Origin of the sequence: Geobacillus vulcani PSS1 (genome assembly GCF_000733845.1) — a bacterium.
GTDB lineage: Bacteria > Bacillota > Bacilli > Bacillales > Anoxybacillaceae > Geobacillus > Geobacillus vulcani.
This window is the reverse complement of the sequence record NZ_JPOI01000001.1, coordinates 2814672-2837862: the sequence shown is the minus strand read 5'-3', so window position 1 is coordinate 2837862 and position 23191 is coordinate 2814672. Positions and strand designations below refer to the sequence as shown.

25 protein-coding genes and 1 other RNA gene are annotated in these 23191 nt (G+C 54.4%); 19 read left to right on the top strand and 7 right to left on the bottom strand.

The window, feature by feature from the left end; translation table 11 throughout:
- Positions 1 to 53: 53 nt before the first annotated feature.
- Complete coding sequence (locus N685_RS0115230) at positions 54 to 1316, bottom strand: two-component system sensor histidine kinase NtrB (protein ID WP_031409757.1); 1263 nt, start codon at positions 1314 to 1316, stop codon at positions 54 to 56.
- Between the two features lie 622 nt (positions 1317 to 1938).
- On the opposite strand from N685_RS0115230, the gene N685_RS19885 reads away from it, so the two are divergent.
- Entirely contained in the window at positions 1939 to 2088 is a 150-nt protein-coding gene (locus tag N685_RS19885; RefSeq protein ID WP_162176099.1) for a hypothetical protein, read from the top strand.
- The gene (ilvA, locus tag N685_RS0115220; RefSeq protein WP_031409753.1) at positions 2066 to 3274 is read left to right on the top strand and encodes a threonine ammonia-lyase; all 1209 of its coding nucleotides are present in this window, start codon (positions 2066 to 2068) and stop codon (positions 3272 to 3274) included. Before N685_RS19885 ends, ilvA begins: the two co-directional genes overlap by 23 nt.
- 143 nt (positions 3275 to 3417) lie before the next feature.
- Here the strand turns inward: ilvA and N685_RS0115215 are convergent, their stop codons facing one another.
- Positions 3418 to 3675 carry a DUF6154 family protein gene (locus N685_RS0115215; protein WP_031409751.1) on the bottom strand — a complete coding sequence of 86 codons (258 nt, stop codon included), beginning with the start codon at positions 3673 to 3675 and terminating at the stop codon, positions 3418 to 3420.
- A 140-nt stretch (positions 3676 to 3815) separates the two neighbouring features.
- Here N685_RS0115215 and N685_RS0115210 point away from each other — a divergent pair, with 140 nt between their 5' ends.
- Positions 3816 to 4607, top strand: coding sequence for a GNAT family N-acetyltransferase (locus N685_RS0115210; protein WP_031409750.1), 792 nt, complete (start codon positions 3816 to 3818; stop codon positions 4605 to 4607).
- Positions 4608 to 4661: 54 nt separating this feature from the next.
- Here the strand turns inward: N685_RS0115210 and N685_RS20175 are convergent, their stop codons facing one another.
- Positions 4662 to 4796: a hypothetical protein gene (locus N685_RS20175; RefSeq protein ID WP_256371096.1), complete on the bottom strand. Its 135-nt coding sequence runs from the start codon at positions 4794 to 4796 to the stop codon at positions 4662 to 4664.
- Positions 4797 to 4802: 6 nt separating this feature from the next.
- Entirely contained in the window at positions 4803 to 5051 is a 249-nt protein-coding gene (locus N685_RS0115200; RefSeq protein ID WP_013145420.1) for a hypothetical protein, read from the bottom strand.
- Positions 5052 to 5245: 194 nt separating this feature from the next.
- Here N685_RS0115200 and N685_RS0115195 point away from each other — a divergent pair, with 194 nt between their 5' ends.
- The 15 genes from N685_RS0115195 to N685_RS0115125 all read left to right on the top strand — a co-directional run bounded on the left by N685_RS0115195 (position 5246) and on the right by N685_RS0115125 (position 20081).
- A complete protein-coding gene (locus tag N685_RS0115195) occupies positions 5246 to 5872 on the top strand; it encodes a TetR/AcrR family transcriptional regulator (RefSeq protein ID WP_031409746.1) in 627 nt (208 codons plus the stop codon).
- Between the two features lie 137 nt (positions 5873 to 6009).
- The gene (locus N685_RS0115190) at positions 6010 to 7152 is read left to right on the top strand and encodes an acyl-CoA dehydrogenase (RefSeq protein ID WP_031409744.1); all 1143 of its coding nucleotides are present in this window, start codon (positions 6010 to 6012) and stop codon (positions 7150 to 7152) included.
- A 59-nt stretch (positions 7153 to 7211) separates the two neighbouring features.
- On the top strand, positions 7212 to 8846 hold the full coding sequence (locus tag N685_RS0115185) for an AMP-binding protein (protein WP_031409742.1): 1635 nt from the start codon (positions 7212 to 7214) through the stop codon (positions 8844 to 8846).
- A 64-nt stretch (positions 8847 to 8910) separates the two neighbouring features.
- Positions 8911 to 10263, top strand: a complete 1353-nt coding sequence (gene accC, locus N685_RS0115180; RefSeq protein ID WP_031409740.1) for an acetyl-CoA carboxylase biotin carboxylase subunit — start codon at positions 8911 to 8913, stop codon at positions 10261 to 10263.
- 22 nt (positions 10264 to 10285) lie between these two features.
- Positions 10286 to 10498 carry an acetyl-CoA carboxylase biotin carboxyl carrier protein subunit gene (locus N685_RS0115175; RefSeq protein WP_031409738.1) on the top strand — a complete coding sequence of 71 codons (213 nt, stop codon included), beginning with the start codon at positions 10286 to 10288 and terminating at the stop codon, positions 10496 to 10498.
- A 194-nt stretch (positions 10499 to 10692) separates the two neighbouring features.
- Positions 10693 to 11592 carry a hydroxymethylglutaryl-CoA lyase gene (locus N685_RS0115170; RefSeq protein WP_031409736.1) on the top strand — a complete coding sequence of 300 codons (900 nt, stop codon included), beginning with the start codon at positions 10693 to 10695 and terminating at the stop codon, positions 11590 to 11592.
- A gap of 11 nt (positions 11593 to 11603) precedes the next feature.
- Positions 11604 to 12386, top strand: a complete 783-nt coding sequence (locus N685_RS0115165) for an enoyl-CoA hydratase (RefSeq protein WP_031409734.1) — start codon at positions 11604 to 11606, stop codon at positions 12384 to 12386.
- A gap of 154 nt (positions 12387 to 12540) precedes the next feature.
- The gene (locus tag N685_RS0115160; RefSeq protein WP_031409732.1) at positions 12541 to 14094 is read left to right on the top strand and encodes an acyl-CoA carboxylase subunit beta; all 1554 of its coding nucleotides are present in this window, start codon (positions 12541 to 12543) and stop codon (positions 14092 to 14094) included.
- Between the two features lie 62 nt (positions 14095 to 14156).
- A non-coding RNA gene (gene ssrS / locus N685_RS19190) (6S RNA) lies at positions 14157 to 14346 on the top strand.
- Positions 14347 to 14558: 212 nt separating this feature from the next.
- Positions 14559 to 14999 carry a MarR family winged helix-turn-helix transcriptional regulator gene (locus N685_RS0115150; RefSeq protein WP_031409730.1) on the top strand — a complete coding sequence of 147 codons (441 nt, stop codon included), beginning with the start codon at positions 14559 to 14561 and terminating at the stop codon, positions 14997 to 14999.
- Complete coding sequence (locus N685_RS0115145; protein ID WP_031409728.1) at positions 15000 to 15641, top strand: HlyD family secretion protein; 642 nt, start codon at positions 15000 to 15002, stop codon at positions 15639 to 15641. It abuts the gene before it with no gap.
- Between the two features lie 10 nt (positions 15642 to 15651).
- The gene (locus N685_RS0115140) at positions 15652 to 17364 is read left to right on the top strand and encodes a DHA2 family efflux MFS transporter permease subunit (protein ID WP_031409726.1); all 1713 of its coding nucleotides are present in this window, start codon (positions 15652 to 15654) and stop codon (positions 17362 to 17364) included.
- 117 nt (positions 17365 to 17481) lie between these two features.
- On the top strand, positions 17482 to 19530 hold the full coding sequence (locus N685_RS0115135; protein ID WP_031409724.1) for a transglycosylase domain-containing protein: 2049 nt from the start codon (positions 17482 to 17484) through the stop codon (positions 19528 to 19530).
- Between the two features lie 81 nt (positions 19531 to 19611).
- On the top strand, positions 19612 to 19761 hold the full coding sequence (locus N685_RS19185) for a DUF2639 domain-containing protein (protein ID WP_071880193.1): 150 nt from the start codon (positions 19612 to 19614) through the stop codon (positions 19759 to 19761).
- A 125-nt stretch (positions 19762 to 19886) separates the two neighbouring features.
- Entirely contained in the window at positions 19887 to 20081 is a 195-nt protein-coding gene (locus N685_RS0115125; protein WP_031409722.1) for an NETI motif-containing protein, read from the top strand.
- A gap of 206 nt (positions 20082 to 20287) precedes the next feature.
- On the opposite strand, the gene N685_RS19835 is transcribed toward N685_RS0115125, so the two are convergent.
- Together N685_RS19835 and N685_RS0115115 are read right to left on the bottom strand one after the other, a co-directional pair.
- Positions 20288 to 20464, bottom strand: a complete 177-nt coding sequence (locus tag N685_RS19835) for a hypothetical protein (protein WP_167333005.1) — start codon at positions 20462 to 20464, stop codon at positions 20288 to 20290.
- Positions 20465 to 20667: 203 nt separating this feature from the next.
- Positions 20668 to 21441: an SDR family NAD(P)-dependent oxidoreductase gene (locus tag N685_RS0115115; RefSeq protein WP_031409719.1), complete on the bottom strand. Its 774-nt coding sequence runs from the start codon at positions 21439 to 21441 to the stop codon at positions 20668 to 20670.
- 184 nt (positions 21442 to 21625) lie between these two features.
- Here N685_RS0115115 and N685_RS0115110 point away from each other — a divergent pair, with 184 nt between their 5' ends.
- Positions 21626 to 21832 carry a DUF6501 family protein gene (locus N685_RS0115110; RefSeq protein WP_031409717.1) on the top strand — a complete coding sequence of 69 codons (207 nt, stop codon included), beginning with the start codon at positions 21626 to 21628 and terminating at the stop codon, positions 21830 to 21832.
- A gap of 58 nt (positions 21833 to 21890) precedes the next feature.
- Here the strand turns inward: N685_RS0115110 and N685_RS0115105 are convergent, their stop codons facing one another.
- On the bottom strand, positions 21891 to 23183 hold the full coding sequence (locus N685_RS0115105) for an ATP-binding protein (RefSeq protein WP_031409715.1): 1293 nt from the start codon (positions 23181 to 23183) through the stop codon (positions 21891 to 21893).
- Between the last annotated feature and the right edge of the window lie 8 nt (positions 23184 to 23191).

Genomic DNA, 23191 nt, shown 5'->3' with positions numbered 1-23191 from the left:
ATCAATCTCCCCGCTTCCGAAGCCGAGATGGCTTCTCCTTCTTCGGAAGAGATTTATGATGAAAGAAACGGCGGTTGGTTGCAAAACGGAAATTCGATCAAAAAACATGTGCCGCGCGCGTCGCTTTGCACTTTCATCGTCCCCTGGTGCAACTCGACGATTTTTTTCGATAATGACAGGCCGAGTCCGGTTCCCGTTTCTTTCGTTGAAAAAAATGGATCGAAAACATGGTCGATGACTGACGGTGGAATGCCGGGGCCATCGTCGCAGAAGCGAAGCTGAACGAGATGGTTGATTTTTCGGCTGCGGATCGACACCGTCATCGTTTTCGCCACTTTTGCTTCCACGGCGTTGCGAAATAAGTTTAAAAACACTTGCAAAAGCTGGTTGCGGTCTCCGTTCATTTCGTAATCGTCAAGCTGGTCATCAAGGTCAAAATGGACGTCAACGTTATGCAACAGTGCTTCGCTTTGCAACAGAACGCCGACATCATCGCGCAAAAAGCGGTGCAAGTTGAACGTCTCCATTTTGACGTCGGCCGGCTTGGCGATGTTCAAAAAATCTGTGATAATGTCGTTCGCCCGGTCGAGCTCAGGGATTAAAAGCCGCTCAACGAGCGAGGCGATGCGATCTGGCAAGTCGCTTTTCAATAGCTGCAAATACCCGCGCACCGTCGTCAGCGGATTGCGGATTTCATGGGCGATGCCGGCGGCGATGCGGCCGGCGACGGCGAGCTTTTCTGTTTCTTTCATCATATTGAGCGATTGAAACATACTGATGACTCGTTTGATCGATCCGTCATCGTTGTAAATAAAACGGGTGTTGACGATGCCGTAAAATCGGTCAAGCACTTCGTAATTGTAAAGCGGCTCGCCTTTTTCAAGCGATTGGAGCGTCGCGATCAGCTCATCGGGGAGCTTGACTAGTTCGCGAATATGTTTGCCGATGATGGCGTCGCGATCCACGCCGGTGTCCACAGCCGCTTGCAAATTACAAAGGGTGATAATCCCTTGGGCGTCGACAAAGACGATATGATGTGGAACAAGATCGAGCAACGGCGTCAAAAAGGCTTCTACTTTTTCAAACGGTACATCGTGATATAAATCGATGTCCCATTGCCATTCGGCATCCCTTTCAGGGGAGGGCGGAACGGAGCAAAGGCGCGGTAGAGTTTCGCCGCGCTTTTTTTCAATGGAAATTCCCACTTCGTAATCAGTAAACACGAATGGAAATGGAAGTTTTTCAACCAACCGCTCATAGGCGCGCAGTTTTCGTTCGAGCTCTTCGATTTGCGGTTGTACAAGTCGATCGTTCATCTTTCCCAACCCCTTAGCTACACATCGCGTTTTGATGTATTCCGAACGTCTTTCTTTCATATTAGCAAATTCACTCGCATTTGCCTATCATCGATCTTCCCAGTTGCTTTCTCTCGTCAAACTGGCGAAGGTTTCGTTGGCGGTATTAGGTTCTGATGGAGCGGGATCAAACGGAGAAGAATGGCCTAATCAATAAAACAATGTGCTAAATCATCAACTAACATTGTTTCTGCATCGCATGATGAAGTTCACTAAAAAACGCTTGTCCAAAGCTTCTCAACTGGAAAAGAATCCGTTGTAAATCAATCCCTCAACGTTCACACAGCTGACAAAACGCAATGGATCGCAGCGACGATTCGTCAAGCAGCATAATTTTCTATTATAAAACTATGTGCTAAATAATCAACAAGACAAGCCCAAAAGCGGGCTAAGAAAAGATGCAAGGACGGATTATGCCATTTTCAATACCGAATATTGATAAAAAACATTCACGAGCAAGCCTTGCTCCCCACTCTGCATGAAAATGACGGATCAAGGCGGCACATTTTCACAGAAAATAAAGCCGAGCCCTGTCGCGGCGCCGATGGCACCCATGGCCTTTCCACGTTCATTGGGCGCTGTGATGCCAGCGGCATACACGATCACAGTCGGCATCGCCGCTGCTGACAATTTGTCGGCCATGAAACGTTTTGTATATAATAAAACGGAGCGAAAAGAACCGATCGCCGGTCAGAAAGGGTGGTTTGATGATGTTGACATTAGCAGACATTGAACAAGCGCGGGAAAAAATGAAAGGCGTCGTCCATCAAACGCCGCTTGAGCATTCGCAAACGTTCAGCCGGCTGTCCGGCAACGACGTATATATGAAACTCGAAAACTTGCAAAAAACGGGTTCGTTTAAAGTAAGAGGTTCATTCAATAAAATTATGTCGCTCACGGAAGAAGAGCGGGCGCGCGGCGTCATCGCCGCCTCGGCCGGCAACCACGCCCAAGGGGTGGCCTACGCAAGCGGTATGCTTCATATTCCGTGCACGATCGTCATGCCCAAAGGGGCGCCGCTCAGCAAAATCGAAGCGACGAAAAGCTACGGGGCGGAAGTCGTGCTGTACGGCGATGTGTTTGACGAGTCTTTGGAATATGCGTTAGAGTTGCAGCGCGAGCGGGGAATGACGTTTGTACACCCGTTTGACGACTTGGCGGTGATGGCCGGCCAAGGGACGATCGGCTTGGAGCTGATCGAACAGTTGCCCGACGTCGATATCGTTCTTTGTCCAGTCGGCGGCGGTGGCCTGCTTGCGGGGCTGGCGTTTACGTTAAAACAGCTGAAGCCGTCGGTTGAAGTGTACGGCGTCGAGTCATCGGCTTGCCCGGGCATGACGGCGGCCATACGCCATAAACAGCCCGTCTCCATTGCTGCGTCGAATACGATCGCCGATGGGATTGCCGTAAAAAAGCCGGGCAATATTACGTACCAATATATTGAACAATACGTCGATGGTGTCGTTTGCGTGGAAGAGGCGGAAATTTCACGGACGATGCTGTATGTGCTCGAGCGGAACAAGCTGTTAATTGAAGGGGCGGCCGCTTGTCCATTGGCGGCATTGTTGTATCAAAAGCTCCCGTTTCGCGGCAAAAAAGTCGCCGCTGTGCTAAGCGGCGGCAACGTCGATGTGACGCTCATCTCCCGCATCATTGAGCGGGGGCTTGTCGAAGCCGGGCGATTCGTTACGTTTACAACGGTCATCTCCGACAAGCCGGGCCAGTTGAACAAACTGCTGCGCATCATTGCGGAGCTCGAGGCGAATGTCATGTCGATTCATCATCAGCGCATCGGCGCCAAAGTGCTGCCGGGCCAGGCGGAAATTCACTTTTCGCTCGAGACGAAAAACGAAGACCATATTCAGCAAATTTACCAAGTGTTGTTGAAAGAAGGATATGATGTGCAATTGTACCGTTGAATCGGCCGCGCGAAGATCGTGCGTCCCGTTTGTTCGAACGGGCGGTTTTGTCCGAAGCCGTCCCGAGCAGGCGCTGAGGCATCTCCTCTAAAGCGGCTGTCCCGGTCAGATGGCGGCGTCTGTACCGAGGGACAGCCGCTTTTTCAATGCACGCGCGGCACATCTTGCGGCCGCGTCGCGCCGAGGCCTTCGCGGGCCATTTTCGCTTTCAAGCTTTCGAATACGTACAAGCCAAACATCCCAAGCAACTCTTCATCGGTCATCTCATCAATCAGCTTGAGCACATCGCGGCGGTCAAGCTCATCTAAAATCGACATCGCCACCGCTTCGGCGTCTTCTTCATCTCCGGTCAGCCGGTCTTTGTAATATTCGTACAGATCGTCGATCAACTTCATGCGCATGCCCGCCCCCGCTTGTGGAGGGCGGACTCTTCCTCCTTTTCTTCTCAGTCGGCCGAAGCTGGCCGCGTTTTTGGCCATTGGCAACGGATATACGCTATAGTATAATGGAAAAAATATCATTCGAAAAGCGGGGGAGCGCCATGATTCGTCGGTTAACGAAGGAAGACCATGAGCAAGTGTTTTTATTTTTACAGCAAGACCCGTCGTTCAACTTGTTTATTATCGGCGATATTGAGTCATTCGGCTATGACGCCGATTTCCAGGACGTCTGGGGGCAGTTTGACGGCAACGGCTCGCTGAAGGCGGTGCTGCTCCGTTATTACGATTCCTACATTCCGTACGCGCCTGGCGATTTTGATGCCGATGGCTTTGCTCGTCTCATCCGCGAGACGGCCGGCCCGTCCTTGTCCATTCAGCTGTCCGGCAAAGAGGAAGTTGCCAGGCAGTTCGAAGGGCGGCTGCCGCTTGGGACGAAGCGAACGCTTTACTTTTGCGAGTGCCGGACGGATGAATACGCCCGCCAAGAAAAGGGGGCGTTCGCCGTCAAGAAAGCCGGATTGGCCGATGTCGACCGGATTCTCGACTTGCGGGGCCGCATTGCCGAATTTGAGACGAGGCCGTCATCCCGCGATATGCTGGTGAAGGGGATGGAAACCAATTCAGCGAGAACGTACTACATGGAACAAGACGGCCGAATGGTGGCCGCGGCATCGACATCAGCGGAAAACTCATTGTCGGCGATGATCGTCGGCGTCTGCACGGATCAGGAGCACCGCGGGAAAGGGTATGCGAGCGCCATCGTGGCGAAGCTCGTTTGCGATTTGCTTGCTGAAGGGAAGATGCCGTGCCTGTTTTACGACAATCCAGCCGCCGGCCGCATCTACCACCGCCTTGGTTTTCGCGATATCGGGCTGTGGGCGATGTACCGCTAGCAACGAAAAGCGGAAGCTCCGCCGGCTTGCTTCTGTGCAGAAGCAAGCCGGCGTTTATTGCCCGTCTGCGCCGTTCAGCGTGACGCGGCGAATGTGCTGATCGCCGTGCTCCCGCATCGCTTTCGCCTTGTCGTTGACGAGCTGTTTTTGGTCAACGATGGAAGAAGGTGTTTGTTTTTTGTTCGCCATATGGAATCACCTCAATGGAGACGATTTGGCGCGCTGAATGAACATGTCCGCATCTTCGATCAGCCCACAGACGCCGCATTGGACGCGGTAGCTCGGGCCGCGGTATGGGAGATGGAACGGTTCGAGCGCTTCGTTTGTGTATTCGTGCTCAATGTCGCCGGTGTGCGGGTCGAGCTTGACCGCCCGCGGGTGTTGCTCAATGAGGTGAAAGCGCGTCCGGTTCGTTTTGCAGTTTGGGCATAGCATCGGTTCCAATCGAAGCCACCTCCATCTTTATCATTTGAAAACATGGCCGCCATTATGTATCGGCAGGCCCTGTACGATCGTGTTCGGCATGGAAAGCAATGGTTGACAATCATAGTACAGTTCAGGTATGGTAAAGGCAAAACAAAAAAAATATTTCACTTTTTCAGAAAATAGTGTAATATAAATGGCAAAGGAGATTTTCTATGGCTGACAAACCGCTCAGAGACCGCATTATCGATACGGCGCTTCATTTATTTGAGAAATATGGCTACCATGGCGTGACGGTCGACCGCATCGTTGCCGAAAGCAACACATCCAAAGGCGGTTTTTACCATAATTTTAAATCAAAAGACGAGCTCTTGTACCATATCCATGATGTCTTTATCACGTATGCGCTGACAAAAGCGCAGGAGGCGTATGAGGGCTTCCCTACGCCGACCGAGCGCTTGTACGCCATCGTTCAGTCGTTTGTCAAAGTGTTTCATTTGTATAAACCACACATCACCGTGTTTTACCAGGAAAGCACGTACTTAAAACCGGAGTACGCCGAACCGATCAATGAAAAGCGCGAAGAATTTAAACAAATTATTTTTCGCGTCATCCGCGAGGGGATTGAAGCCGGCGAGTTTCGTCCGGAGCTGTCGGTGGAGATTACCGGCATGTCGATCATCGGCATGGTCAACTGGACGTACAAATGGTACAATCCGGACGGTCCGCTGTCGATTGAGGAGATCGCGGCGTATTTTGCCGATTTCATTTTGCATGCGGTGCTCCGCACACCGGAAAACCCAACAGCGGCGCAGTTTTTGTTGCGGCCGGCCGCGGAATAATCCGCACACCGCTTACAGACCAACTAGTCGGTTTTAAAAGCACTTTTCCTACTGTGTTGCTTATGGCTGTTTTCTTTGGATAAAACCGACTAGTCGGTTTAAACCAATACAATACGTTTATGGGGGAGAGGGACAGGATGGATTTTTCATTAACCAAAGAGCAACAAATGATTAAAGAAATGGTTCGCGACTTTGCCGAGAAGGAAATTGCCCCATACGCGGCGAAATGGGATGAAGAGGCGCATTTTCCGCTGCATGTGTTCCGCAAGATGGGCGAGCTGGGGCTGTTGGGCCTGCCGTTTCCGGAAGAATACGGCGGCGCTGGGGGCGATACGATTTCGTATGCCATCGCCGTTGAGGAAATCGGCCGCGCCTGCGGCGGCACCGGGCTAAGCTATGCGGCCGCTGTGTCACTTGGGGCGAGTCCGATTTATTACTTTGGAACAGAGGAGCAGAAACAAAAGTGGCTCGTGCCGATGGCCAAAGGAGAGACGCTTGGCGCTTTTGGGCTCACGGAGCCAAACGCCGGGTCCGACGCTGGCGGCACGCGCACAACGGCGGTGCTCGACGGCGATGAATATGTCATCAACGGCGAAAAATGCTGGATCACGAACGCCCAATACGCGCGGCAAGTCATTGTCACCGCTGTTACAGGCAAAGATGCGCGCGGCAAAAACATCATCACTGCTCTCATCGTGCCAACTGACTCCCCAGGATTTACAATCCGTTCGAATTACGACAAGATGGGCGTGCGCGCGTCCAATACGTGCGAGCTTGTTTTCGAGAACGTCCGCGTGCCGAAAGAAAACGTCTTAGGCGACCCGCAAAAAGGGTTTAACCAGTTTTTGTACACGCTTGATGGCGGCCGCATTTCGATCGCCGCTTTAGCCGTCGGCATCGCGCAAGCGGCGTTTGAGAAAGCGCTTCAATATGCGAAAGAACGCATTCAGTTTGGCCAGCCGATTTCCAAGTTTCAAGCGATTCAGTTTAAGCTCGCTGACATGGCGATGGAAATTGAGCTTGCCCGCAATATGGTGTACAAGGCGGCTTGGTTGAAAGATCAAGGGAAACCGTTTACAAAAGAAGCGTCGTTCGCTAAGCTGTTCGCGTCGGAAATGGGGTTTCGCGTCTGCAATCAGGCGATCCAAATTCACGGCGGCTATGGTTACATGAAAGAGTACGGCGTTGAACGCCATTTGCGGGATATCAAGCTCATGGAAATCGGCGAAGGCACATCGGAAATTCAACGGCTCGTCATCGCTCGCCAGCTCGGATGCTAAAAGCGGAACGATGCGCATATCCATAACAGTGAATTCGGACAAAGGGGAGGAGAAGGCCGATGTTGACGGTGACGGTGGGGAAATTGTTGGAAGAGAGGGCCAGGCAATATGCGGATCGCGAGGCGGTCGTGTACGCCGACCGCGGTTTGCGTCTGACGTATCAACAGTTGAACGACTATTGCCGCCTCGTCGCGCGCGGCTTGATGCGGCTTGGCATTGAAAAAGGGGAGCATGTCGCCATTTGGGCGACGAACGTTCCGGAATGGATCGCCTGTCAGTTTGCGACCGGGAAAATGGGGGCTGTGTTGGTGACGGTCAATACGAACTACCGCGCGGCGGAGCTTGAGTATTTGCTTCGCCAGTCCGATTCGACGACGCTCTTTTTGATTGAGCAATATCGCGACTCGTCGTATATCGATATTTTATATGAAATCGTTCCCGAGTTGCGCACGTCGGCGCCCGGACAGCTGCAATCGAAACGGCTGCCGAAGCTGAAAAACGTGGTTTTTCTTGGCGACAAACGGTACCCGGGCATGTTTACATGGAACGACATCTTGGCGATGGCGCACGACGTGTCAGAAGAAGAGCTCGATGAACGGATGGCGAGCCTCGACCCGCACGATGTGATCAACATGCAATACACGTCCGGGACGACGGGATTCCCAAAAGGGGTCATGTTGACGCATTACAACATCGTCAACAACGCTCACCAAGTCGCGCAATGCATGGGACTTGGCGAAGGCGACCGCCTTTGCATCCCCGTGCCGTTTTTCCACTGCTTCGGCTGCGTGATGAGCACGTTGGCTTGCGTGACGGTCGGGGCGACGATGGTGCCGGTTGTCGAGTTTCATCCGAAGCGGGTGCTCGAGACGGTGGCGGCGGAACGGTGCACGGCGCTCCATGGCGTGCCGACAATGTTTATCGCCGAACTGAACGACCCGGATTTCGACAAATACGATTTGTCATCGCTGCGCACCGGCATTATGGCTGGTTCTCCTTGCCCGGTCGAAGTGATGAAGGCGGTCATCGAAAAAATGGGGATGAAAGACATTACGATCGCCTACGGACAGACGGAAGCGTCGCCGGTCATCACGCAAACGCGCACCGACGATCCGCTTGAGCTGCGCGTCGAAACGGTCGGCCGTGCCTTGCCGGGCGTGGAAGTGAAAATCGTCGAGCCGGGCACGAACAAGGAAGTGCCGCGGGGGGTGCAAGGGGAGCTGTGCACGCGCGGCTATCATGTCATGAAAGGATATTACAACAACCCGGAAGCGACCAACGAAGCGATCGACCAAGACGGCTGGCTGCATACCGGCGATTTGGCGACGATGGATGAAAACGGTTACTGCCGCATCACCGGCCGGCTGAAAGATATGATCATCCGCGGCGGGGAGAACATTTATCCGCGCGAAATCGAGGAGTTTTTGTACAAACACCCGAAAATTTTGGACGTTCAAGTCGTCGGCGTGCCCGATGAAGTGTACGGCGAAGAAGTGATGGCGTGGATCATCTTAAAGGACGGTGAAACAGCGACAGCCGAGGAAATTCGCGAGTTTTGCCGCGGCAACATCTCCCGCCATAAAATCCCGCGCTACATCGAATTTACCGACTCATACCCGATGACAGCGTCCGGGAAAATTCAGAAATTCAAATTACGGGAAATGGCGAAACAACGCCTCGGGTTGACGACGTAAACCGCCGCGCCGGGCGGACGAAACCGCCCGGCGGCATTCTCAGTTTTCGTGAAAGGGTGAGACCATGTTTTCGAAAGTGTTGATTGCCAACCGCGGCGAAATCGCCGTCCGCGTCATCCGCACGTGCCAAAAGCTCGGCATCCGAACGGTTGCCGTCTACTCGGAAGCGGACGCCGATTCGCTCCATGTCAAGCTGGCGGATGAGGCGTATTTGATCGGCAAGCCGCGCGTGGCGGAAAGCTATTTAAATATCGAAAAAATCATTGAGGTTGCCAAAGCGGCGAAAGCGGAGGCCATTCATCCCGGCTACGGGCTGCTCTCGGAAAACCCGGCGTTCGCCCGCCGTTGCGAGGAAGAAGGAATTGTCTTCATCGGTCCGAAGGCGGACGTCATTGCGGCGATGGGCAGCAAAATCGAAGCGCGGCGGACGATGGAAAAAGCCGGCGTCCCGATCGTTCCAGGCGTCACGTTTGCGTTGGACAGCCCCGATGCGGCGGCGGAGGCGGCGGCTTCGATTGGGTATCCGGTCATGCTGAAGGCATCAGCCGGGGGCGGCGGCATCGGCATGCACATCGCTCGCGACGAAGCGGAGCTGCGCCAAGCGTTTGAAGGGAGCCAAAAGCGGGCCGCTTCGTTTTTCGGCGACGGGACGATGTACATTGAAAAATATATTGAACGCCCGCGCCATATTGAAATTCAGCTGCTCGCCGATTCCGACGGGAACTGCATCTACTTATGGGAGCGCGAATGCTCAATCCAGCGCCGCCACCAAAAAGTGGTCGAAGAGGCACCGTCGCCGTTTTTGGATGAAGAAACGCGGCGGAAGATGGGGGAAGCCGCCGTGCGCGCCGCCCGTTACATCGGCTATGCGAACGCCGGCACGATGGAATTTTTGGTCGACGAACAAAAAAACTTTTATTTTCTTGAAATGAACACCCGGCTGCAAGTCGAGCACCCGGTGACGGAAGAAATCACCGGCATCGACATCGTCGAAGAGCAGCTGCGCATCGCCGCTGGCGAACCGCTCCGCTATCAGCAGGAAGACATTCGCCGCGATGGGCACGCCATTGAAGTGCGCATTTATGCCGAAGACCCGAACACGTTTTACCCGTCGCCCGGCCGCATTACGGCGTTTTCGGCTCCGCAGGGCGAATGGATTCGTCATGAAACAGCGGTTCAAAGCGGCATCACGGTCACGCCGTTTTACGACCCGATGATCGCGAAGTTGATTGCGAAAGGCCCGGATCGACAAACGGCGATTGAACGCTTGCTCGGCGCGCTTCGCGACTATCGGGTGGAAGGGATTAAAACGAACATTCCGCTGCTGGAAGCCGTATTGTCCCATCCGGCGTTCCGTGCCGGGGATACGACGACCGATTTTCTCGCCAATTATTGGCAGCCAACGAAAACAAAATGAAGCAGAAACGGAGGAAGAAACGATGAAGCAAGTTGCCGCCACGATGGCCGGAAGCGTCTGGAAGATTGTCGTTGCGGTCGGTGACCGCGTCGAAGAAGGGCAAGACGTCGTCATTTTGGAATCAATGAAAATGGAAATTCCAGTTGCCGCCGAGACGTCCGGCGTTGTGAAGCACATTCATGTGCAAGAAGGAGATTTCGTGAACGAAGGCGACGTACTCGTTGAGATCGAGTAGGGAAGCAGACGGTTCCGCCAACAGGTAGCGTCCAACGTTTTATGAAAACTCCACACCGACCCCATTGAGCATCAAGGGGGATGGGGAGAGTCGGATTCGCCCTTGACTAACACCCGCCAACGATAGGGGAAGGGAGCCGTTTGACACGGTCAACGACAAAAAGGCGGAGACGAAGCGAAAAGGGGGAGCAGAGCATGAGCCGATGGCCGGCGAAGGTGACGATCAAAGAAGTCGGCCCGCGCGACGGCCTGCAAAACGAAGCAGCGCCGATCGCAACCGCCGATAAAATCGCTTGGATCAACCTATTGTCAGAAACGGGGCTGTCGTACATTGAGGTGACTTCCTTCGTCCATCCGAAATGGATTCCGCAGCTCGCCGATGCTGCCGAAGTCGCAGCCGGCATTCGCCGCAAAGACGGCGTCACGTACGCGGCGCTCGTCCCGAACGAAAAGGGGCTTGAGCGGGCGCTTGGCGCTGGGGTGGATGAAGTCGGCGTCTTCATGTCAGCGAGCGAAACGCACAACCAAAAAAACATTAACAAAACGATCGCCGCCACGTTTCCGGTGCTTGAAGCGGTTGTGAAGATGGCCAAACAAGCCGGAAAAACGGTGCGTGGCTACGTCTCGACCGTGTTTGGCTGCCCGTATGAAGGGGCGGTCCCCGTCGATCAAGTGCTCACGGTCGCCGACCGGCTGCTGGCGATGGGGGTTGACGAACTGTCGCTTGGCGATACGATCGGCGTGGCGACGCCCAAACAAGTTGAAGACGTGCTTGCCGAGGTGCTCCGTCGTTTTCCGGCTGATCGGATCGCGATGCATTTCCATGACACGAGAGGGACGGCGCTCGCCAATATTGTAGTGTCAATGGAAATGGGAATTACGACGTTTGACAGCTCGCTCGGCGGCCTCGGCGGTTGCCCGTACGCCCCAGGGGCATCGGGAAACGTCGCCACCGATGATTTAGTGTATATGCTTCATGGCATGGGGATTGAAACCGACATCGATGTCGAGCGGCTGACGAAAGCGGCTTTGTTTATCCGCGACAAAATCGGCCGCCCGCTTCCGAGCCGCTATTTGCAAACGGTTGGATCATAGGGGGGAAACACGTGGGCACACTTGTATCGTTTGAAACACAAGAACATGGCCTCGCCGTTGTGACATTAAACCGTCCGGAAGCGGCCAACGCGCTTTCAAGAGCGCTTCTGTTCGAGCTTGGCGCGCTCTTTCAGGAGATCAAATTTCGGAAAGACGTGCGCGTTGTCCTGCTGACCGGAGCAGGAGACAAAGTGTTTTGCGCCGGCGCTGATTTGAAAGAGCGGGCGGGGATGAATGAAACGGAAGTGCGGCAAACCGTTGCCTTAATCAGCAAAACGATCAACGAGGTGGAGAAAGTGCCGCAGCCGGTTATCGCCGTTTTAAACGGCTCGGCGTTTGGCGGCGGGTTGGAGCTTGCCCTGGCTTGTGACATCCGGTTTGCTGCCGACGACATCCAGCTTGGGCTGACGGAAACGTCGCTCGGCATCATTCCGGGAGCGGGGGGGACGCAGCGGCTCCCACGCCTTGTTGGCATCGGAAAAGCGAAAGAATTGATTTTTGCCGCCAAGCGCATCACCGCCAAAGAGGCGGAGCGAATCGGCCTTGTCGAATACGCCGTGCCGCGCTCCGAGCTGATGGATCGTGCTCTTGAATTGGCCCGGCAAATCGCCGAAAACGCGCCGATTGCCGTCCGGCAGGCGAAACGGGCGATCCAAAGCGTATTTAACGTTGATTTGGAGACCGGTCTTGCCATTGAACAGCTCGCCTATGAGGCGACCATTCCGACGAAAGACCGGTTGGAAGGCTTGCAGGCGTTTAAAGAAAAGCGGAAGCCGGTGTACAAAGGCGAGTAAGCCCGCTTAGACAAGGAGGGGGCCGGAAGCCGCACGAAGCGCTTTCGCCGACCCGGCTTTTCGCGGGGATCCGACACGGCATCCAACCTTGTTCCAGACGAACACGCGGGATGGAACAGCCAGATCCATCAAAACAAGGAGGGGAAACAACGAGATGAAGGAAACAGCCAACCAACACGACACGCTCGCAGCGGAGCTGGAGAAAAGAGCGGCGGAGATCAAGAAAGGTGGGGCGCCAAAATATCATGAAAAAAATGCGGCCCAAGGGAAATTGTTTGTTCGCGAGCGGCTGAACTTGCTGCTTGATCACGGTTTGGAAGTGGAAGACGGATTGTTTGCCAACTGTTTGGCGGGCGATTTGCCGGCTGACGGGGTGGTGACCGGCATCGGCAAAATCAATGGCCGCATTGTCTGCGTGATGGCGAACGATTCGACCGTCAAAGCCGGCTCGTGGGGAGCGCGCACGGTCGAAAAAATCATTCGCATCCAAGAGACGGCGGAAAAGCTGCGCTGTCCGATCATTTATTTGGTGGACTCGGCCGGCGCCCGCATTACCGACCAGCTGGAAATGTTCCCCGGCCGGCGCGGGGCGGGGCGCATTTTTTACAATGAGGTGAAGCTGTCCGGCAAAGTGCCGCAAGTGTGCCTGCTGTTCGGTCCATCAGCAGCCGGCGGCGCCTATATTCCCGCGTTTTGCGATATCGTCATCATGGTGGAAGGCAATGCCTCGATGTACTTAGGCTCGCCGCGCATGGCGGAAATGGTGATCGGGGAAAAAGTGACGCTCGAAGAGATGGGCGGCGCCCGCATGCATTGCACCGTCTCGGGCTGCGGCGACGTGCTCGTGAAAACGGAAGAAGAAGCGATTGCCTATGCGCGACGTTATTTGTCGTATTTTCCATCCAATTACAGCGAAAAGCCGCCGGTGGTCGAGGCCAAGCCGCCGAAATCGTTTGACAAAACGATCGAAGACATTGTGCCGGAAAATCAAAATGCGCCGTTCAACATGTATGATTTGATTGAGCGGATCATTGACGAAGGATCGTTTTGTGAAATCAAAAAACTGTTTGCGCCGGAAATCATTACGGGACTGGCGCGCCTTGCCGGCCAGCCGATCGGCATCATTGCCAACCAGCCGCGCGTCAAAGGCGGCGTGTTGTTCCACGATTCGGCTGATAAAGCGGCGAAATTCATCACGCTTTGCGACGCGTTCCATATCCCGCTTTTGTTTTTGGCCGACGTCCCTGGCTTTATGATCGGCACGAAAGTCGAGCGGGCCGGCATTATCCGCCATGGGGCGAAAATGATCGCGGCCATGTCGGAAGCGACGGTGCCAAAAATCTCGGTCATCGTCCGCAAAGCGTACGGGGCCGGACTGTACGCCATGGCCGGGCCGGCGTTTGAACCGGATTGCTGTTTGGCGCTTCCGAATGCGCAAATCGCCGTCATGGGGCCGGAAGCGGCCGTCAACGCCGTTTACGCCAACAAAATTGCCGAGCTGCCGCCAGAAGAGCGGGCGGCATTTGTCGAACAAAAACGCGAGGAATACCGGCGTGACATCGATATTTATCGGCTCGCTTCCGAGCTGGTCGTCGATGGAATCATTGCGCCGAACGAGTTGCGCAACGAGCTGATTCGGCGATTTGAGGCCTATATGTCCAAGTATATGGTCTTTTCTGAGCGGAAGCATGGGGTGTATCCCGTTTGAAAAAATGGATGGCTGTCCCTCTTGTCAAGGAGCAGCAGATCATGTATCATAATAATCACCAATCCGCTGCTGCGTTGTGCGTTGTAGAATGAAGTTTCAACCGATGGCAATAGAAAGGGAGTTCTACATTGAAGCGGGAATGTCATGCCTCAATATTCGTGATGGAGGACGGCAGGAACGCTTCTGCGAACACCCACTTGGTGGAGCGTGGTTGAGAAACTGCATTCAGTCGACGGCAACCGCGGCGCGGATTCACGAATGAGAGACGGCAAAAGCGTCCAACTGGATGAAGGACATCCAGTTGGACGCTTTTTTGGTCTTGATGTTGGTCGCGTATGTTTGGTCAAAAACACGAAACAATATAGTTGATTTTCCCTGTTTCCATGTTATAATCATATTTCGTGCAGGAATAATTCGTATTGAAACTATTCCAATAAGAAAGATGAGGCAAGGAGGGGGGAGGTATGGAAGGAATCAGCCGAGACATCATGTACGCCGTCTTCCGGACGCAAAAGGCGCTGTATCGGCTCATCCGTGAAGATGCCGCTCGCGTTGGGATTACGGAAGTGCAACTGGTCGTGCTGTACACGCTGATGAAAAAGGAATATATCCGCCTTCAGGATTTGGCGGAAAAGCTCAATTTAAGCAACAGCAATGTGAGCGGCACGGTCGACCGGCTCGTCGGCGCCGGCCTTGTTGTCCGCGAGCCGTCGAAACAAGATCGGCGGGCGGTCATTTTGAGTTTGACGGAAAAAGGAAAAGAGACGGTGTTGGAAGCGTTTGGCGAGCAGTCGGTGCTGCGCCGGCGGCTTCGCCGCATTCAAGAACTCGTCTCTCCAGAGGAGATTGAACAGTTTTTGCATCTTCATGAAAAAATCAAAGCGATTTTACTTGGGGAGGAATAGATGGTGAACGTGAAACGATTGGTTGCGTTGAACATCATTGTGCTCATTTTGCTTGTCGGTGGAGGCTTTGCCGCCTACTACTATGTGAATGAAGCAACGAACTACATTAAAACGGACAACGCCCGCATCGACGGCCAGGTCATCTCGGTTGCTGCGCCGCTGTCCGGAAAACTGACATCCTGGCGGGGCGACACGGGAAAAACCTTCTCAGCTGGGGAAGAAATCGGCGAGGTGTTTGACGGCAAAACAACGGTGCCGGTGACCGTGCCGCATCGGATGACGATCGTGCAGCAAAACGCGGTCAAAGACTCGTTTGTCGCCGCGGGGATGGCGCTGGCCCGCGGGTTTGATTTGAACGATTTGTGGGTGACGGCGAATATTGAAGAGACGGATATTGAAGACGTAAAAGTCGGGCAAGACGTCGATATTTATGTGGACGCGTATCCGGATCGCAAGTTCAGCGGCAAAGTCGAAAAAATCGGCAACGCGACAGCGAATACGTTCAGTCTGCTGCCAAGTTCCAATGCAACCGGCAACTACACGAAAGTGACCCAAGTCATCCCGGTGACGATTTCCATTGACAACTACAGCGGAGCCGGACTTGTGCCGGGCATGAACGTCACCGTCCGCATTCATAAGTAGGTGATGGAAGATGACAGCATTTGTTATGGGATATACTGTGTTTGCCGTTTTGGTCTTGGCGGCGGTCAACATCGCGCTGCGCCGCCGCAAATCGGCTTCAGCCGCAGTGAAGGCGGCCGATGAAGCGGCGGAAGCCAACGCTCGACCGGTGGAGGAAACGAAAGCGCAGCCGTCGACAGAAACGGATGGGCGTTCGACCGCCCCAGCTGGGCAAGGCGGCCTCGGGGATATCGGCAGCCGCGGCAAGGTTGTGGCGACGGTCATGCTTGGCGCGTTTGTCGCCATTTTAAATCAAACGTTGATCAACGTCGCCTTGCCGCATATGATGCAAGATTTCAACGTGGAAACGTCGACGATTCAATGGCTCGTGACCGGCTATATGCTCGTCAACGGAGTGCTCATCCCGATCAGCCCGTTTTTAATCGCCAAGTTTCCAGCGAAACGGCTGTTTTTATCGGGCATGTCGTTTTTCGCCATCGGCGCGTTTGTTTGCTCGATCGCTCCATCGTTTGCCGTCATGCTTGCCGGACGGTTGACGCAAGCGGTGGGAGCCGGCATTATTATGCAGCTGATGATGGTCATTATGTTGTCGATTTTCCCGCCAGAACGCCGCGGGGTGGCGATGGGGACGGTGGGAATCGCCATGATGTTTGCGCCGGCGGTCGGGCCGACGCTGTCCGGATGGCTTGTGGAACATTATACATGGCGGCTGTTGTTTTACGTCGTTTTGCCGATTGCGCTGTTAGACATTGTGCTTGCCTCCGTCTGGTTGAAATATACGCCGCGTAAAGGCAATCCAGTGCTGGACGTGCAAGGGGCGGTCTACTCCACGATCGGGTTTGGCGGCGTTCTATATGGCTTCAGCGAAGCCGGCAGCAAAGGATGGGGCGAGACAGAGGTCGTGGTTTCGCTCGTCATCGGCGCCTTGTTCCTCATCATGTTTACATGGCGTTCGCTCCGCTCGGAGCATCCGGTGCTCAATTTCCGCGTGTTCCGCTACCCGGTGTTTACGTTGGCGACCGTCATCGGTTCGGTCATCAACATGGCGATGTTTGCCGCGATGGTCTTGCTTCCCGTGTATTTGCAAAACTTGCGCGGCTTTACGCCGCTCGATGCCGGTTTGCTGTTGCTGCCGGGGGCGATCGTCATGGCGATCATGTCGCCGATCTCCGGTTGGGTGTTTGACCGCATCGGCGCGCGGATGCTCGCTATTGTCGGCTTGATCATCACCGCTGTGACGACGTGGGAATTCAGCAAGCTCACGATGGATACGCCCTACAGCCAGTTGATTTGGCTTTATATTTTCCGGATGTTCGGCATGTCGATGCTCGGGATGCCGATCATGACCGAAGGGTTAAACGCCTTGCCGCGTCATCTGTACAGCCATGGCACGGCAATGTCGAATACGATCCGTCAAGTGGCCGCTTCGCTCGGGACGGCGTTTTTGGTGACGATCATGTCCAACCGGACAAAATTCCATGTGGAAACGTACCGCAATGAAATGACGGAAAACAATCCGTTGTTCATGAGCCTTGTCGGTCAATTGAAACAGGCGATCCCAAGCGATGAGGCGATCGCCCAGCTGTTGTATGGACTGGTGCAGCAACAGTCAACGGTCCAGGGGATCAACGACGCCTTTTTCGTCGCTACTGGCTTAACGGTGGTGGCGCTCGTCATGGCGTTCTTCTTAAAAGGAAAAAAGCAGAAATCGCCATCGGCGTAAACAAGGGAAGCGGCGCACACGGCCGCTTCTTTTTTGTTTTGAGCCATGAAAAAGAGACGAAAACGGGCGGCCGGCTGCGAATCGTATAATCGTGACGAAGCGACAGGGGGGAACATTGTGGAGGCGCAAAGCAGGCAGCAAATGAGACAAACAAGACGAAGACGGTGTTGGCTGCAGGCGCTCGTTGCCGCCGCCTTGGCTTTGGCCGCCGTTGTTGCTGCGCTCCAGTGGGCGATTGATCGACAAAACATTGCCGCCTTGGAAACACCGTTGCCGGCAGCGACAATCATTTATGATGAACACGGCCGCATCGCGAGCAAGCTCGCGGCGGCAAACATCGAAGAAGTGCCGATCGACAGGGTGCCCAACTATTTTCTTGAGGCCATCGTCGCGACGGAAGACCGCCGCTTTTACGAGCATGATGGCGTCGATTATTATGGGCTTTTGCGCGCGATGTGGCGCAACATTCGCGCCGGGGCGTGGGTCGAGGGCGGCAGCACGATCACTCAACAGCTGGCGAAAAACGTCTTTTTAACGAATGAAAAAACGTTGACACGCAAATGGAAGGAATGGTTGATCGCACAAAAAATTGAGCGTACGTACAGCAAAAAAGAAATTTTAGAAATGTACATCAATCGCATTTATTTCGGTGCGGGGGCATGGGGGGTGGCCAGCGCGGCGAAAACATATTTCGGCAAAGACGTCTCTGAACTGACGCTCAGCGAGTCGGCTATGCTCGCAGGATTGGTGAAAGCCCCATCAGCTTTCTCTCCGCTTCGGCATTATAAGAAGGCGATTGCCCGGCGCAATGTCGTATTGTCGCTCATGAAAGAGCAAGGCTATATCGATGATCAAGAGTGGATCGCCGCGAAAAACGAGCACATTGCCATTCAACAGGAACCAAAACGCGACCCGTATGCCGGGAAGTATCCTTATTATGTCGATGAGCTGATCCGCGAAGCGATCACGCGCTACGGCTTGACGCAAAGCGATGTCCTTTCCGGGGGGCTCCGCATTTACACGGAGCTTGACCCGAACATGCAGCAAGCGCTTGAAGCCGTATATGCGAATGATTCGCTGTTTCCGTCCAGCCCGGACGGTGTGCCTGTCCAAAGCGGAGCAGTGCTTCTCGACCCGAAAACGGGCGGGGTGAAGGCGTTAGTCGGCGGCCGCGGCCGCCATGTGTTCCGCGGTTTCAATCGCGCCACTGAGCTCAGGCGCCAACCGGGGTCAGCGCTTAAGCCGCTCGCCGTGTATACGCCGGCGCTCGAACAAGGGTACGGGCCGTTTTCACCGCTCAAAGACGAGCCGCTCAATCTCGGCGGCTATCGCCCGCAAAACTACGACCACACGTACCGCGGCACGGTGACGATGTATGAGGCGGTCATTCATTCGCTCAACGTGCCGGCCGTCTGGCTGTTAAACGAGATCGGCCTTGACAAAGGGATGGAGGCGCTGCACCGGTTCGGCTTGCCGTTGGAAAAAGAGGACCGCCAGCTCGGCATCGCGCTTGGCGGCATGTCCCGAGGCGTGTCACCGCTTAAGATGGCCGAAGCGTACGCCGTATTCGCCAATGATGGCGTCCGTTTGGACGGCCATCTCATTACGAAAATCGTCGATGCTTACGGCCGCAAAGTGGCGGAGTGGAAGCCGCGGCGAACGGTTGTCACGTCCAAGAAAGTGGCGCAGCAAATGACGTTTTTGCTTGAAGGCGTCATCCGCGAAGGGACCGGGAAGCGCGCTGCCATCCCGGGGCGGGAGCTTGCGGGCAAAACCGGGTCGACCGAAATGACGATCCCCGGCATCGACGGGGTGAAAGACCAATGGATGGTCGGCTATACGCCGCAGCTGGTCGGTGCGCTTTGGCTCGGCTATGACCGGCCGGATCGCACGCATTATTTGACGACGACGAGCGGGGAAACGGCGGCCATCATTTTCCGCCATATGATGGAAAAAGCGCTGGCCGGCCAGCCTGTCGTCCGCTTCTCGCTGCCGCTTGTGAAACAAGCGGAACGAGAACACAAAAAACGTGAGCCAAAGGCGCCTGAATCCGTGCCGCCAAAGGTGAAGGAAAAACCGCGTCCGCCCGGCCATGAAAAAGGAAAAAACAAAAAAGAGAAAAAAGAAAAAAAGCACGGAAAAGGGCATGGCGGCAAGCGCGAATAGCTGTTGTCCAAGGCGTTCTCAACCTTTGTTTGGGCGCATATACATAAAGACAAGCCGCACGAAAAAGGAGGGGGAGCGCCCATGGCGCATTTCGGCTCGAAAGGATGGCTTGTGGCTGAGTTGAAAAAGGCAGGTATTGCCCGTCATCCGGTTGGACGGAAAAAAATTGAAACGTACAAGGCGACGGAGCTGTACGGGCTGTACCGAAAATATGTGCAAAAAACGCGCTGAGCCGGACGACAAGGATCCGGCTTCTTTTTTGGGGTACAATAGTTATAAGGAAAGGCCGTGAAGCCTTGATATGTCAACATTTCTAGTGGGAGGAGGGAGGGCGCGCCTCTTTGGCCAGGAAAGCGATGAAGAAAAAACGATTTACCGTAGCGGAAGGGGAAACGCTTGCCGCCTGTTTAGAACGGATGAAACGAGAAGGATACCGTCCCATCCGCCGCGTCGAGCAGCCGATTTTCCGCGAAGTGGAAGCGAACGGTGAAACGACGGTTGAGCCTTGTGGGCGCATCATTGAATTTGAGGCCGTGCGCGACGAACCGTAGCCAGAGGCGTCGCCAGAGGCGTCCTCAGCCGCCCGTCATGGCTTGCGTTTCGCTTTTGGCTTGGACCATCGTTGCCGACTTTCCATGCCAACAGCAAAAGGAGGGAGTCTCCCAAAGGCAGTGAGCTCCCCCTCCTGATCCGCCGCATCAGGCGTATTCACGCCGCTGCTTCGGCCGAACACGACGGTTTTTTGAGGCCAACCTCTTCAGCTGTGCGGCCATTCGCGCGTTTTTTTCGCTTCCCGATGGTCGCCGGTCGGGTTGCCGCTGGACGCTTCGTAACCGACTTGGTACACGTAGTGTTTCGGCGCATGGGTGACGTTGTCCATCCGGTATTGGTCCAAGTCGTCCTGAAATTGCCGTTTGCTTTCTTGTTCGCTCATGTTTTGCGGCCTCCTTGTTGAGATGATCTAGAAGGCTGGTGATTTAGTGCAAAATACTGCTGATTCCATTTATTTCTCAATTAGAGAAACCTCGCAGAATCAGCTTTCTTTTCTGAATGAAAATGCCGCCGATTGGTGTGTGACAGCGGTTTTTCACCGGCCTTCTAGGATGTTTATAGCGTGCCCGCTGGGGCTGCGCTTTATCAAAAACCGTGGATTGTCATGCCGCCGTCGACAAACAGCGTTTGGCCGGTGATGTAGTTGGCCGCATCAGAGGCGAGGAACACAGCTGGACCGACGAGTTCAGGCAGCTCGCCGATCCGTCTGAGCGGGGTGACGGCGATAATGTCGTTCACGTACGCTTCGTCTTCAAGCAACGCTTTGGTGAGCGGCGTGCGGAAATACCATGGGCCGATGGCGTTGACGAGAATGCCATAGCGCCCCCACTCAAACGCCAGCACTTTCGTCATTTGGATGAGCGCTGCTTTGGTTGCGGCGTACACAACGCCGGTGCGCAAGGCGACATGACCGGCGACCGAGGCAATGTTGATGATTTTGCCGCCCCGCCCTTGTTCTTTCATCACGCGCCCCGCTTCTTGCGAGACGAGAAACGCGGACTTCAAGTTGGTGTTCATGATCAATTCCCATTCGTTGTCTGTCACCTCCAAAGCCGGGGTGCGGATGTTCATTCCGGCGTTGTTGACGACGATCTCAAGGGATCCAGCCTGTTGCTTGACGCCGGTGACCGCCTCGTGCACCGCTTCCCGGTCAGTGACATCGATCGGCCATATGTACGCTTTTCGCCCGAGCTGCTCAATGTGGCTTGCCGTTTCTTCCAAATCGGCTTTCGTCCGGGCGATGAGCGCTACGTCCGCTCCGGCTTCGGCGAATCCGATGGCGATCGCCCGCCCGATGCCGCGCCCGGCTCCGGTCACAAGCGCTGTTTTTCCGTCCAAACGGAACGAAGGCAAAAACATCAGCATCACTCCTTTCAGGCATGATGGCCTAGCTTGTCGGCGGGTGTGCGCACAGTTCCACTATAGCACGGCTGTCCGCCGCCGCCAACGGCGAGGCGGCCTGCTGGGCGCGGAACGTTGCAAGGAAAGAGTTCGGCCGTTACAATAATAAAGGGAACAGCATAAAGAAGAAGGAGATGACGCCATGATCCATTACACATGGGCGACCCGGCCGACGATCAAAAAAGTGAAATGCGTCCATACGAACGCGGAAAAGTACATGGTCAGCAATGTGTTGACGCCGGGCAACGTGTACGAAGTGAAAAACGAAACGGACGAGTTTTATTTTGTGATCGACAACAGCGGGAAAGTCGGCGGGTTTTACAAAGATTATTTTGAAGAAGTCCAGTGATCGCGCCAATCACTAAGAACAAAACGGATGCCTGAAATCAGGGCATCCGTTTTTTCGCTCAGCCGGCCGCGCTTCGTCCCGCTGTCGGCGGTTGCACCCGGCTTGCCGGCAAGGTGATCGTCAACGTCGTTCCTTTTTGGACGGCGCTTTCGATTTCCCACGTTCCGCCCATTTGCTCGATGATTTTGACAGCGACCATCGCGCCAAGCCCCGTTCCTTTTTCTTTTGTGCTGAAGTATGGTTCGCCGAAACGGCGCACTTGCTCTTTCGTCATGCCGATGCCGTTGTCAGAAATAGTGATGACGATCGACGTTTCTCGGTTTTGGACTGCGACGCGGAGCGTTCCGCCGTTTGGCATCGCCTCAATGCTGTTTTTCAACAAATTGAGAAAACATTGTTGAAAATATTGCACATTTCCGATGACCACGCCATGCTCAAGAGAAGAAAACACATCGATGGAATGCATACGAGCCATCGGTGTAATCATTTGCAGCACTTTTTGAAGCTGGGCGGCGACATCGATCGGCTCCATCTCTTTTGGCGCCGGTTTGGCGAACGTCAAATAGTCGCGAATAATCGTTTCTGCCCGCTCAAGTTCTTCTAAAGCGATGCGGATGTACCGCTCCTCCGTTTCGCGCGGCAAACGCCCCGTTTGCAACAATTGGATGAACCCTTTGACAACGGTGAGCGGGTTGCGGATTTCATGCGAAATGCTCGCCGCTATTTGGCTGACAATTTCCATTTTTTCCATTTTTATTAATTCTGCGCGGGCGCACTGCGCTTCAAGAAGCGTCTCCATCACATAGACGGCAAACATCGTGACAAACGGCGGCAACAGAATGAAATAGACAATATACGGTTTTGTCACGGGAAAATCGGCGATGAGAATGGCAACAAACGTCACCACCACCGCCAGCAAAAACGTCAGTCCGAGCGACATCATGAGCTTGCTTGTTCGGGGCAGCTTGCGAAACAGAGGAGAAACAGCTGCTGTGATGGCGAACATGATGGCGTAAACGATGAATGTCAGCGGCTGAAAGCCATACAAAATGGTGCGCGCCAGCATCAAGACGACAAACAGCACCGCCCCTAAGCCGCCTCCGCCATACAGCGTTCCAAGCAAAAACGGAATTTGCCGGAAATCATGGACGCAAATCGGATCGATGTAAATGGGAAACTTCATGCACAGCACAGCCGCCAGCGCCAAGCAGACGCCAAGCAGCGCCCGGCCATAGAACGGCCGGCGCTGAGCCGCTCGGCTATGATCATAAAGAAACGAAAAAGCAAAGACGGTGACCAAAATATAAAACAAGTTATTGAGCACGTGCTGATTGATATAAAAACCTGCCATACAAAAAA